Annotated in this window: 12 protein-coding genes and 2 pseudogenes; 11 read left to right on the top strand and 3 right to left on the bottom strand. The window is 61.1% G+C overall.

What is annotated here, in order from left to right; all coding sequences use genetic code 11:
* The first annotated feature begins 16 nt into the window (after window positions 1–16).
* The 11 genes and pseudogenes from ubiE to VNV36_RS25735 all read left to right on the top strand — a co-directional run bounded on the left by ubiE (window position 17) and on the right by VNV36_RS25735 (window position 8260).
* Complete coding sequence (ubiE, locus tag VNV36_RS06925; protein ID WP_003196937.1) at window positions 17–787, top strand: bifunctional demethylmenaquinone methyltransferase/2-methoxy-6-polyprenyl-1,4-benzoquinol methylase UbiE; 771 nt, start codon at window positions 17–19, stop codon at window positions 785–787.
* Window positions 787–1411, top strand: a pseudogene (locus tag VNV36_RS06920) (ubiquinone biosynthesis accessory factor UbiJ). Before ubiE ends, VNV36_RS06920 begins: the two are co-directional and overlap by 1 nt.
* Window positions 1408–3012 (top strand): ubiquinone biosynthesis regulatory protein kinase UbiB, encoded by a 1605-nt coding sequence (gene ubiB, locus VNV36_RS06915; RefSeq protein WP_325717123.1) that lies wholly within the window; start codon window positions 1408–1410, stop codon window positions 3010–3012. The pseudogene VNV36_RS06920 and the gene ubiB overlap by 4 nt, the downstream one beginning before the upstream one ends.
* A 137-nt stretch (window positions 3013–3149) precedes the next feature.
* The gene (gene hisI, locus VNV36_RS06910; RefSeq protein WP_007899278.1) at window positions 3150–3551 is read left to right on the top strand and encodes a phosphoribosyl-AMP cyclohydrolase; all 402 of its coding nucleotides are present in this window, start codon (window positions 3150–3152) and stop codon (window positions 3549–3551) included.
* Window positions 3544–3876 carry a phosphoribosyl-ATP diphosphatase gene (locus VNV36_RS06905; RefSeq protein ID WP_126359282.1) on the top strand — a complete coding sequence of 111 codons (333 nt, stop codon included), beginning with the start codon at window positions 3544–3546 and terminating at the stop codon, window positions 3874–3876. The genes hisI and VNV36_RS06905 overlap by 8 nt, the downstream gene beginning before the upstream one ends.
* A gap of 25 nt (window positions 3877–3901) precedes the next feature.
* Window positions 3902–4183, top strand: coding sequence for a twin-arginine translocase TatA/TatE family subunit (locus tag VNV36_RS06900; RefSeq protein WP_325717122.1), 282 nt, complete (start codon window positions 3902–3904; stop codon window positions 4181–4183).
* A 10-nt stretch (window positions 4184–4193) separates the two neighbouring features.
* On the top strand, window positions 4194–4625 hold the full coding sequence (tatB, locus tag VNV36_RS06895) for a Sec-independent protein translocase protein TatB (protein ID WP_325717121.1): 432 nt from the start codon (window positions 4194–4196) through the stop codon (window positions 4623–4625).
* Window positions 4622–5413: a twin-arginine translocase subunit TatC gene (gene tatC / locus VNV36_RS06890; RefSeq protein ID WP_325717120.1), complete on the top strand. Its 792-nt coding sequence runs from the start codon at window positions 4622–4624 to the stop codon at window positions 5411–5413. Before tatB ends, tatC begins: the two co-directional genes overlap by 4 nt.
* Window positions 5410–6117, top strand: coding sequence for a 16S rRNA (uracil(1498)-N(3))-methyltransferase (locus VNV36_RS06885; RefSeq protein ID WP_325717119.1), 708 nt, complete (start codon window positions 5410–5412; stop codon window positions 6115–6117). The genes tatC and VNV36_RS06885 overlap by 4 nt, the downstream gene beginning before the upstream one ends.
* A 226-nt stretch (window positions 6118–6343) precedes the next feature.
* Window positions 6344–7405, top strand: a pseudogene (locus VNV36_RS25740) (methyl-accepting chemotaxis protein); the annotation flags it as partial.
* Window positions 7388–8260, top strand: coding sequence for a methyl-accepting chemotaxis protein (locus VNV36_RS25735; protein WP_371915146.1), 873 nt, complete (start codon window positions 7388–7390; stop codon window positions 8258–8260). The pseudogene VNV36_RS25740 and the gene VNV36_RS25735, both read left to right, overlap by 18 nt.
* A 97-nt stretch (window positions 8261–8357) precedes the next feature.
* On the opposite strand, the gene VNV36_RS06875 is transcribed toward VNV36_RS25735, so the two are convergent.
* The 3 genes from VNV36_RS06875 to VNV36_RS06865 all read right to left on the bottom strand — a co-directional run bounded on the left by VNV36_RS06875 (window position 8358) and on the right by VNV36_RS06865 (window position 10971).
* Window positions 8358–9092 (bottom strand): amino acid ABC transporter ATP-binding protein, encoded by a 735-nt coding sequence (locus VNV36_RS06875; protein WP_325717117.1) that lies wholly within the window; start codon window positions 9090–9092, stop codon window positions 8358–8360.
* Window positions 9085–10044, bottom strand: coding sequence for an amino acid ABC transporter permease (locus tag VNV36_RS06870; RefSeq protein ID WP_325717116.1), 960 nt, complete (start codon window positions 10042–10044; stop codon window positions 9085–9087). The genes VNV36_RS06875 and VNV36_RS06870 overlap by 8 nt, the downstream gene beginning before the upstream one ends.
* A 129-nt stretch (window positions 10045–10173) precedes the next feature.
* Window positions 10174–10971 (bottom strand): transporter substrate-binding domain-containing protein, encoded by a 798-nt coding sequence (locus VNV36_RS06865; RefSeq protein ID WP_325717115.1) that lies wholly within the window; start codon window positions 10969–10971, stop codon window positions 10174–10176.
* Between the last annotated feature and the right edge of the window lie 23 nt (window positions 10972–10994).

The following is a 10994-nucleotide window of genomic DNA, read 5'->3' as shown; positions in this document are numbered from 1 at the left end:
TTTTGGTGACAGCGATATGACTGATCAGCGCAAAGGCAGCGATGCCGAACCCACCACTCACTTCGGCTTCAAGAACGTGCCGGAAAGCCAGAAGGCGGAAAAAGTCGCTGAGGTTTTCCACTCGGTAGCCGCCAAATATGACTTGATGAACGACCTGCTCTCGGGCGGCATGCATCGTCTGTGGAAACGTTTCGCGATCGAACTGTCGGGCGTGCGCAGCGGCAATCGCGTGCTGGACATCGCCGGCGGTACGGGCGACCTGACGAAAAAATTCTCCCACATCGTCGGGCCGACCGGCCAGGTGGTGCTCGCCGACATCAACGAATCCATGCTCAAGGTCGGTCGCGATCGCTTGCTGGACCTGGGTGTGGCCGGCAATGTCGAGTTCGTCCAGGCCGACGCTGAAAAACTGCCGTTCCCCGACAACCATTTCGACTGCGTGACCATCGCCTTCGGCCTGCGCAACGTCACCCACAAGGAAGACGCCCTGCGTTCGATGCTGCGGGTGCTCAAACCCGGTGGCCGCCTGTTGGTGCTGGAGTTCTCCAAGCCGACCAACGCGCTGATGTCCAAGGCCTACGATGCCTACTCGTTCGCGTTCATGCCGCTGATGGGCAAGCTGATCACCAACGACTCGGAAAGCTATCGCTACCTGGCCGAATCGATCCGCATGCACCCGAACCAGGAAACCCTGAAGTCGATGATGGTCGAGGCCGGTTTCGACCGCGTGACCTACCACAACATGACCGCCGGCATCGTCGCTCTGCACCGCGGTATCAAACCCTGATGCTGCTCACCGGCCTGCTCGCCAGCGTCGAACTCGGTATCAACCGCGTACTGCGCCTGGACAGCACGGCGCTCGCGCGCCTGGCGCAGTTGAGCGGCAAGGTCATTGCCGTGGATTGCCGCAGCCCGGCATTGCAGCTGTTCATCCTGCCCAGTGACGAAGGCCTGTTGCTCGCCGCGCACTGGGAAGCCGAAGCGGACTGCACCCTCCGCGCCCCGGCATCGAGCCTGCTGAACCTGGCCTTGAGCAAGGACAAGACCGCTGTGCTGCACAACCCTGACGTGGAGCTCGAAGGCGACAGCGGCGTGCTGCTGGAGCTGGCGGCGATTCTCCAGGACCTGGAGCTGGATTGGGAATACGAAGTGTCCCGCTGGCTCGGCCCGGTGGCCACCCAGTTGCTCAGCGGTCATCTGCGCAGTCGCACTCGCTGGTATCGCCAGGGCTTCGCCAGCCTGGAGCAGAATCTGAGTGAATACCTGGCCGAAGAATCGCGTACTCTCGTAGGTCAACGCGAAGCGCAAGCCCGTTTTAATGAACTGGACCAGATCAAACTTGACCTGGAACGTCTCGAGGCGCGTTTCGAGCGCCTTTCCCGAACCCTTGAAACCAAGCGATAACGCATGAAGCTGCTTGCCGTCCGCCGTTTGTTGCGCATCCAGCGCGTCGTGATCCGCTATCGCCTCGATGATCTGCTGTTCGCCCTGCCGCTGCCCTGGTTTCTATTGGCATTGCGCTTCGTGCTGCCGTGGCGCTGGTTTCCCCGGCGAACGCTGGACTTGAGTCGCGGCGCACGCCTGCGCCTGGCCTTGCAGGACCTAGGGCCGATCTTCATCAAGTTCGGACAGATCCTCTCGACCCGTCGCGACCTGCTGCCCGAAGACATCGCCGATGAACTGATGCTGCTGCAAGACCGCGTGCCGCCGTTCGATTCCAAGCTGTCGGTGGCGTTGATCGAAGCGCAACTGGGCAAGAAGATCAGCGAAGTCTTCAGCCGTTTCGACGTCGAGCCCCTGGCCTCGGCCTCCGTGGCCCAGGTTCACGCGGCGCAGCTCAAGAGCGGCGAAGAAGTGGTGGTCAAGGTCATCCGTCCGGGCCTCAAGCCGATCATTGCCCAGGACCTGGCGTGGCTGTTCATCCTCGCCCGCGCCGCCGAGCGACTGTCGGCCGATGCACGGCTGCTGCATCCGGTGGACGTGGTCCAGGATTACGAAAAGACCATCTACGACGAGCTCGACCTGCTGCGCGAAGCCGCCAACGCCAGCCAGTTGCGCCGTAACTTCGAAGGCTCGCCACTGCTCTACGTGCCACAAGTCTATTGGGACTGGTGCCGTCCGAAAGTGCTGGTGATGGAGCGTATCTACGGCATCCAGGTCACCGACCTGGCGACCCTGGCCGACCAGCGCACCGACATGAAGCTGCTGGCCGAGCGTGGCGTGGAAATCTTTTTCACCCAGGTGTTTCGCGACAGTTTCTTCCACGCCGACATGCACCCGGGCAACATCTTCGTCAGCACCGTGCAGCCGTGGAGTCCGCAATACATTGCGATCGACTGCGGCATCGTCGGCAGCCTGACCCCTGAAGACCAGGATTATCTGGCGCGCAATCTGTTCGCGTTCTTCAAGCGTGACTACCGCCGTGTCGCGCAGTTGCACATCGACTCAGGCTGGGTGCCGGCGGAAACCAAACTCAACGAATTCGAAGCGGCGATCCGTACGGTGTGCGAACCGATCTTCGAAAAACCGTTAAAGGATATTTCATTTGGCCAGGTGCTGATGCGTCTGTTCCAGACCGCGCGGCGCTTCAACATGGAAGTGCAACCGCAATTGGTGCTGCTGCAGAAAACCCTGCTGAACATCGAAGGCCTCGGTCGTCAGCTGTATCCGGACCTGGATCTGTGGAACACCGCGCAGCCGTTTCTCGAGCGCTGGATGCGCGAACGCGTCAGCCCGAAAGCCTTGCTGGGCAACGTGCAGAGCCAACTGGAGCAGATTCCGCACCTGTCGAACATGGCCCGCGATCTGCTCGAACGCATGTCGCAACCCCACGCCAAAGATCCGCCACCGCCGTGGCACAAACGCAGGGACGACTGGTTCCTGCGCCTGCTCGGCTGCGCGCATCTGGCCGGCGGGGCGATCCTCGCCGCCGGAGGGCCGTTGACCGATTGGGCGCACTGGCCGGCTGGAATCATGCTGGCGGTGGGTCTGTATCTGGTCGTTCGCCGATAGCAGGTTTGAGCTGCAAGTTATAAGCTGCAAGCCTCAAGCGACGGGGTGGCGACTTGAACCGCCCGACAGGCAGAACGCGACACTGCCCTTACTTGCAGCTTGAAGCTTATAGCTTGCAGCTGCTTCAGGAACCGAAGATGAAAAACTGGCTGGACGAGATCAAGTGGGACGCTGACGGCCTGGTGCCGGCAATCGCCCAGGATCACAAGACCGGGCGCGTGTTGATGATGGCCTGGATGAACCGTGAAGCGCTGGAACTGACCGCCGCAGAGAATCGTGCAATCTACTGGTCACGTTCCCGTGGCAAGCTGTGGCGCAAGGGCGAAGAGTCCGGCCATGTGCAGACCCTGCATGAAATGCGGCTGGACTGTGACGCCGACGTGATCATCCTGATGGTTGAACAGATCGGCGACATCGCTTGCCACACCGGCCGGCAAAGCTGCTTTTACCGGGTCTTCGAAAACGGCGACTGGAAAACCGTCGATCCGGTACTGAAAGACCCGCACGCTATCTACTCCGCAGGACACACACATGAGTGACACACTCACCCGTCTGGCCGAAGTGCTCGAAGAGCGCAAAGGTGCAGCCGCCGACAGTTCGTATGTCGCCAGCCTGTATCACAAGGGGCTGAACAAGATTCTGGAGAAAGTCGGCGAAGAGTCGGTTGAAACCATCATTGCCGCCAAGGATGCCGCTGTCAGCGGCGACTGCAGCGATGTGATCTACGAGACCGCCGACCTGTGGTTCCACAGCATGGTCATGCTCGCCCAACTGGGGCAGCATCCGCAGGCTGTGCTGGATGAACTGGACCGTCGCTTCGGCCTGTCCGGACACGTCGAGAAAGCCTCGCGTCCGTCCGCCTGAACAACTTTTAGAGAGGAATCGTCACATGGGCATTTTTGACTGGAAACACTGGGTCGTCATTCTGATTGTCGTGGTGCTGGTGTTCGGTACCAAGAAACTGAAAAACCTCGGCACCGACGTTGGCGAATCGATCAAGGGCTTTCGCAAGGCCATGAACGACGACGAAAAACCAACCGAGCCGAACGTGACGCCGCCGGCGCAACCGGTACCACCGGTGCAGCCGCAAACCACCGCTCAGGCCCATCCGCCGCACACCATCGACGTGCAGGCGCAGAAAGTCGAAGAGCCGATTCGCAAAGACGTGTGAGCACTGACTAATGTTTGGTATCAGCTTCTCTGAACTGCTGCTCGTCGGCCTCGTTGCCCTGCTGGTGCTCGGCCCCGAGCGTCTGCCGGGCGCTGCGCGCACCGCCGGTCTGTGGGTCGGCCGCCTGAAGCGCAGCTTCAACGCGATCAAACAGGAAGTTGAACGTGAAATCGGTGCCGACGAAATCCGTCGGCAACTGCACAACGAACATATTCTGTCGCTGGAGCAGGAGGCGCGGAAGATATTCAATCCGGTTCAGCAGGAGCCGACGCCTGTGCAGCCGCCCGCTGAGCCGACGATTCATGCGCAGGCGACGCCTGCCCCGGTTGTAGCTCCGACAGAATCCGTTCCAGCGCAAACCTCGGTCGAACACCTGGCCTCAAATGCCGCGCCGACTACACCAGCGCCTCAAGACCCAACACTGCCGCCGCGAGCCCCATGAGCGATCTTCCGGAAAACGACCAGCACATGCCGCTGGTTTCGCACCTCACCGAGTTGCGCACCCGCCTGCTGCGTTGCGTGGCGGCGATCTTCATTATCTTTGCCGGGCTGTTTGCGTTTACCCAGCAGATCTACACCTTCGTCTCGACGCCGCTGCGCCAGTACCTGCCGGTCGGCGCAACGATGATCGCCACCGACGTGTCGTCGCCGTTCCTGACGCCGCTGAAGCTGACAATGATGGTGTCGCTGTTTCTCGCCATCCCGGTGATCCTGCACCAGATCTGGGGCTTTATCGCGCCGGGCCTGTACAAGCATGAAAAACGCGTCGCGGTGCCGCTGCTGGTCTCGAGCATCCTGTTGTTCTACACCGGCATGGCGTTCGCCTATTACTTCGTGTTTCCGTTGATCTTCAAGTTCTTCGCCGCCGCCACCCCGGCCGGTGTGGAAATGATGACCGACATCGCCAGCTACCTCGATTTCGTCATGACGCTGTTCTTCGCCTTCGGCGTGGCATTCGAGATTCCGGTGGCGGTGGTGCTGCTGGTGTGGATCGGCGTGGTCGACGTCAAATACCTGAAGAAGATCCGCCCGTACGTGATCATCGGCTGCTTCGTGGTCGGCATGATCCTCACCCCGCCGGACATCTTCTCGCAGACCCTGCTGGCCGTGCCGATGTGGATGCTGTTCGAGATCGGCATCCTCTTCGGCGCGCTGGTCAGCAAGCGCGAACGCCCGGACGAAACCCCGGCCGACGATCACAACGACCAGCCGCCAGCGACCCAGGCATGAACCTGCTGCTGCTAGAAGAGGCCGACTTCATTGCGGCCGACCGCGTAGTGCTGCGTGATCGACGCCTGACACACATGCAGGAAGTCCATCGCTCGGAAGTGGGCGACAGCCTGCGCGTCGGGCGCATCAACGGGCTGATGGGTTCTGCCGATTTGTTGCGCCTGGAAGCGGGCGAGGCCGAGCTGCGCGTCAGCCTCGATCAGCCACCGCCGGACAAGTTGCCGCTGACGTTGGTGCTGGCCCTGCCCCGGCCGAAAATGCTTCGTCGGGTATTTCAGACCATCGCCACCATGGGTGTGGCGAAGGTGATTCTGGTCAACAGCTACCGCGTCGAGAAAAGCTTCTGGCAGACGCCGTTTCTGGAGCCGGAAGCGATTCGCGAGCAGTTGATCCTCGGCCTTGAACAGGCTCGGGATACCGTGCTGCCGGAGATCATCATCGAGAAACGCTTCAAGCCTTTCGTTGAGGATCGCTTGCCGGCGATTAGCGAAGGCAGCCTCGGCCTGGTCGGGCATCCCGGCAATTTCCCGCCCTGCCCGCGCGCGCTGAGCGAACCGGTGACTCTGGCCATCGGCCCCGAGGGTGGCTGGATTCCCTACGAGATCGATCTGCTGGCCAAAGCGGGCCTGCAACCGGTGCAACTGGGTGAGCGCATCCTGCGCGTCGAAACCGCCGTCACCGCCCTGCTCGCACGCCTGTTCTGAATGTGGCACCGGTCCCTGTAGGAGCTGCCGAGTGCAACGAGGCTGCGATCTTTTGATCTTGCTTCTAAAAAAACAAGGTCAAAAGATCGCAGCCTCGTTGCACTCGTCAGCTCCTACCAGCTCCTACCAGCCCCTGCAGTCGCAGACAAGTGGCGTTACAGATTGCCATCACCCAGCCGATACAGTCCCTATAAGTCCAATTGAGTGGTCCGAAGGGAGTGGTCGCATGTACCGTTGGTTAGCCGAAAGTCTTGGAAACGTCAGCGTCAAACGCAAGCTGGGCATCGGTTTCGGCCTGGTGCTGTTACTGACGCTGTTGATCACTTTCACCGGCTGGACCGGCATGAGCGGCATCATCAGCCGGGGCGACAAGCTCGGCTTCATTTCCAGCCTCAACGAGCTGACCCGAGATTTGCGCCTGGCGCGCATGGACTACGACATGCGCCGTGGCGAACAGGGCCCTGGCGCGGTCAATGAATTCCTCAGCAAACTGGAAAGCGGCCTGCAATCGGCACGCGGCATGATCGAGCAGCCGTCCGATGTAGCGATGGTCGATCAACAACTGGCCGCCGTGGCTGAATACAAACGCGCCTTCGGCGAAATGACCCAAGCCACGGTGCAGCGGGAAGATGCGCGCAGCAAGCTCGGCGCCAATGCCGACAATGCCGTGGCCAAGGTCGGTGAAGTGGAGAGTGCGCTGCTGCAAGGCGACAGCGTCGCGCAGTACAGCGCAGTGATCGAGCTGAGCAAACTGCTGCAACAAGCTCGCTATCAGGTACGCGGTTATACCTACAGCGGCAAGGCCGATGCCGAGCAACCGGCGCTGACCGCCATCGACAACGCCCTGAAGAACCTCGAGAGCCTGCCGGCCCGGGTGCCGGAGCAGCACATCGCCAACCTGCAGCAAGCCACCGACTCGCTCAAGGCCTATCGCGCCGCCGTGGCCCAGTTCCGTGACTCACAGGTGAAAAACACCGCTGCGCTGGCGAACATGTCCGCCCAGGGCGACATCCTGATGGCGCTGAGCAAGAAACTCACCGAATCGCAAACCGTCGTACGCGACACCGATGCCGCTCGTGCCAAGAACTTGCTGCTGATCGCCACCGCACTGGCGTTGGCCTTCGGCCTGATTGCCGCCTGGACGATCACCCGGCAGATCATCATTCCGCTGACCCAGACTCTGAACGTCGCCGAACGCGTGGCGGCGGGTGACCTGACCCACAACCTGGTTTCTCTGCGCCGCGACGAACTCGGCCAGTTGCAACGCTCGATGCAAAGCATGACCCAAGGCCTGCGCGAGTTGATCGGCGGCATCAGCGACGGTGTCACGCAGATCGCCAGCGCCGCTGAAGAGCTGTCGGCGGTGACCGAACAGACCAGCGCCGGGGTCAACAATCAAAAAGTCGAGACCGATCAGGTCGCCACCGCCATGAACGAAATGGCCGCCACCGTGCAGGAAGTCGCGCGCAACGCTGAAGAGGCTTCCGAAGCCGCTGTCGCTGCTGACCAACAGGCCCGCGAAGGCGACAAGGTGGTCGGCGAAGCCATCGCCCAGATCGAGCGTCTGGCGGTTGAAGTGGGACACTCCACCGAAGCCATGGGCGAGCTCAAGCGTGAAAGCGACAAGATCGGCAGCGTCCTCGACGTGATCAAGTCGGTGGCCCAGCAAACCAACCTGCTGGCCCTCAACGCGGCTATCGAAGCGGCTCGTGCCGGTGAAGCCGGGCGTGGTTTCGCGGTGGTCGCCGACGAGGTGCGCAGCCTTGCCCAGCGTACGCAGAAGTCCACCGAAGAAATCGAAGAGCTGATCGTCGGCCTGCAAAACGGCACCCAGCAAGTGGCGACGATCATGGACAACAGCCGCAGCCTCACCGACAGCAGCGTCGAGCTGACCCGACGGGCCGGCGGCTCGCTTGAGAGCATCACCCGCACTGTGTCAGCGATTCAGGCAATGAACCAGCAGATCGCCGCCGCGGCCGAGCAGCAGAGCGCCGTGGCCGAAGAGATCAACCGCAGCGTGCTCAATGTACGCGACGTGTCGGATCAGACCTCGGCGGCCAGTGAAGAGACTGCCGCATCGAGCGTTGAACTGGCGCGGCTGGGCACGCATCTGCAGATGCTGGTGGGCCGCTTCAAGGTTTAACAGCCCAAAAGCAAAAGATCGCAGCCTTCGGCGGCTCCTACAGGTGGTGTACACATAATCCTGTAGGAGCTGCCGAAGGCTGCGATCTTTTTTGCGGTTAAAGAACCTGGCGCAAAAAGGCCTGAGCCCGCGGATCCTTCGGTGCATCGAAGAACTCCGCCGGCGCAGCATCTTCCAGCAGTTTGCCGTGATCGAAGAACAACACTCGATCCGCCACTTCCCGGGCAAACCCCATCTCATGGGTCACGCAAACCATGGTCATGCCCTCCACGGCCAGGTTCTTCATCACATCCAGCACTTCGCCGACCATTTCCGGGTCGAGGGCCGAGGTCGGTTCATCGAACAGCATGACCTTCGGCTCCATCGCCAGCGCCCGGGCAATCGCCACGCGCTGTTGCTGGCCGCCGGACAAGCGTGACGGAAACTCGTGGGCTTTCTGCGCAATCCCGACCTTTTCCAGCAAGGCCATGGCCTTGGCCTCGCGCTCCTTCTTGCCGCGCTTGCGCACGACTTTCTGCGCCAGGCAGAGGTTCTCCAGCACGGTCATGTGCGGGAACAGGTTGAAATGCTGGAAGACCATGCCAACTTCACGGCGATAGGCGTTGACGTCGGTTTTGCCGTCAGCCAGTTGCAGACCATCGATGCTCACAGAACCGGAGTCGAATTCCTCCAGGCCATTGAGGCAACGCAAAAAGGTCGATTTGCCGGAGCCGGACGGGCCGATCACCACCAGCACTTCACCCTTGGCCACCGTGGTGCTGACGTTGTCCACGGCGCGCACCACCTGACCCCGGGTGTCGAAGACTTTTACCAGATCGCGGACTTCAATCACTTTGCGCGAGCCTCCGCTCAAGCCGGCTGGCGATTTTCGACAGCGGCAGGTTGATCAACAGGTACAGGCCGGCGACGCAGAACAGGATTTCGAACGGCGAAAACGAGGTGGTGATGACTTCCCGGCCGCTTTTCAGCAGCTCGGTGATGGCAATCACCGACACCAGCGAGGTGTCCTTGACCAGACTGATGAACTGCCCGGCCAGCGGCGGCAGCACGCGTTTGAACGCTTGCGGCAGGACCACGTGGCGCATCGACTGACCGGCACTCAGACCGAGCGAGCGCGCCGCTTCGTTCTGACCACGGGCAATCGACTGCACACCGGAACGGATGATCTCGGCCACGTACGCGCCGGTGAACAGCGACAGTGCGGCGATCCCGGCAAACTCCCGGGACAGGTTCATCACCGTGCCGATGAAGAAATAGAAAATGAATATCTGCACCAGCAGCGGCGTGCCACGCACCAGCTCGACGTAAATGCTCGAGAGGTCGCGCAGGGTCGGGTTGCTCGACAACCGGCACAGGCCAGTGACCAGCCCGATGAGCAATCCCAACACACCGGACACCACCGACAGCCACAGCGTCGTCCACAGGCCCCACAACAGCGGCCCTGCCGCCCAATGCCGGGTCACACCCACGACGTCACCTTCAGCGACATCGTCGCCCTGAGCGAATTGCAGACTGTTCTCGTCGACCGTCAGATGCTGCTCGTCACCGGCGTCATTGCGCAACGTGACTTGCGCGCTGCTGCCCTTGCGCACCAGCTCGGTGACGGTGGAAATGTCCGCTGCACGCTGGGTTTCCTCGGCCTGATAGGCGAAGTACTGCGGCACGCGGTTCCAGCGCCATTCGTAGGACATCAGCGACGTCGCGTAATACAACGCGCCCGCCAGGCCGACCAGCACCAGCACGGTGAGGACGTGCCAGGGCCATTGGGCTTTTTTCTGTTTCATTGCAGGTTCCGGATTCTGGGTCGCTCTGGAGGGCCTCTTCGCGATCAGGCTCGCTCCCACAGGAGAACACATTCCAGGGTGGGAGCGAGCCTGCTCGCGAAGGCGGCAGCGCGGTCTGTCAGACCTGCGTTATTCCATGTCCTTGAGCCACTCGGTGCTCTTGAACCACTTGTCATGGATGCGATCGTAGGTGCCGTCTTCGTGGATCTGATGGAGGAAATTGTTGATGAAATTGAGGCTGTCGAAGTCGCCCTTCTTCAAACCGAAGGCCAGCGGCTCGTAGGTGAACGGCTTGTCGAGGAACACCAGTTTGCCAGCACCGACCTTGTTCACCGCGACGACGTTGTACGGTGCGTCGTAGATGAAGGCGTCAGCCTTGCCATTGACCACGTCGAGCACGGCTTCCTGTTCGTTATCGTAGCCGTGGTACTTGGCTTTGGAGATCAGTTTCCTGGCTACCATTTCGCCCGTGGTGCCGAGCTTGGAGGTGATGCGGTAGTCAGCCGTGTTCAGGTCTTTGTAGGACTTGATGGTGCCTTCCAGCTCCTTGCGGATCAGCAGGGTCTGGCCGACGACGATGAACGGATCGCTGAAGTTCAGGCGCAGGTTGCGCTCCTGGGTCAGGGTCATGCCGCTGCCGATCATGTCGAACTTGTCGGTCATCAGGGCCGGGATGATGCCGTCGTAACCGGTGGAGACCAGCTCCAGCTTGACGCCCATGGCCTTGGTCATGGCTTTGAGGATATCCACTTCGAAACCGATGATCTCGCCGCGTTTGTTGGTCATTTCGAACGGCATGTAGGTCGGATCCATGCCGACTTTCAGCGAGCCGCGCTTGACCGCGTCATCGATAGCGCCGGCCTGCGCCGCATTGACTGCAACCAGTGCCGTGACGCCGACCAGCAGCATCGACAGATACTTCTTCATCTTCAAGTCCCCAAACCATTGCG

This window comes from Pseudomonas sp. (assembly GCF_035554175.1).
Taxonomy (GTDB): Bacteria; Pseudomonadota; Gammaproteobacteria; order Pseudomonadales; family Pseudomonadaceae; genus Aquipseudomonas.
The sequence above is the reverse complement of the archived record's forward strand: the minus strand, read 5'-3'. Positions and strand labels throughout refer to the sequence as shown.